Annotated in this window: 1 protein-coding gene; it reads left to right on the forward strand. The window is 33.8% G+C overall.

The window, feature by feature from the left end; translation table 11 throughout:
• Positions 1-278: 278 nt before the first annotated feature.
• Positions 279-1,107 (forward strand): KUP/HAK/KT family potassium transporter (locus FHL06_RS13905; RefSeq protein ID WP_192918029.1); only part of this gene is annotated, 829 nt, incomplete at its 3' end.

Raw genomic sequence — 1,107 nt, forward strand, 5'->3', positions numbered from 1 at the left:
AGTTACATCTCGATGTGGAACAAAACCACTATAAAAAACTGCTATTCCTGGAACCATTATCCATACCAATATTGCTGAAAGTATCATAAACACTTCATTCATAACTATCACTTTCTTTCCATAAAAGTATCCTCTTTAATTTCAGTATTGTATTACCTTTTTTATTCCATGTATACCAATTTGATTTGTGATAATCATAAATATTTTTAAATATTAAAAAAAAATCTATAATAGAGTTTGTATAAACAGCTTCAATTTCTTTTGGAAAGGAGCTTACTATGAAGAAATCCTCATTATCTACTTTGGGTATGTTAATAACACTCGGTATAGTTTATGGCGATATTGGTACCTCTCCACTTTATGTCATGAATGCTATCGTCAATGATGCTGGTACTATGTCTGCTGCCAAACCAGAATACATTCTTGGCAGTGTCTCTTTAATATTTTGGACTTTAATGCTGATTACAACCATTAAGTACGTCCTAATTGCCATGAAGGCTGATAACAATAATGAAGGTGGCATTTTTGCTCTCTATGCTTTAGTACGCTCTAAAGGTAAATGGTTGATTATTCCTGCCTTGATTGGTGGATCAGCACTCTTGGCTGATGGAACTTTAACCCCAGCCGTAACTGTCACTTCTGCCATCGAGGGCATTAAGGGACAACAATTTGGAAATCTCATTTTCTCTAACAAACAATCAGTCGTTTTAATTATTGTAACGGTAATCCTATTATCAATTTTTATCATTCAAAAATTTGGAACCGAAAAGATTGGAAAATCCTTTGGACCAATCATGTTAATATGGTTTAGTTTCATTGGTTTAGCAGGATTATTCAATCTCACTAATAATTTTGAAGTTCTAAAGGCCCTCTCTCCCGTTTATGCAATTAGAGTTTTATTTAGTCCCGTAAATAAAGTTGGTATCTTCATACTAGGCAGTGTCTTTCTAGCAACCACTGGTGCAGAAGCACTCTATTCCGATATGGGACAAGTGGGAAAACATAATATATATGCTACCTGGCCTTTCGTTTATCTAATGTTAATGCTTAATTACTTAGGACAAGCCGCTTGGGTAATTAACAATTATCAAAACAGTCATTTTAATA

It is taken from the genome of Companilactobacillus halodurans, from assembly GCF_009600985.1.
GTDB classification, from domain to species: Bacteria; Bacillota; Bacilli; order Lactobacillales; family Lactobacillaceae; genus Companilactobacillus; species Companilactobacillus halodurans.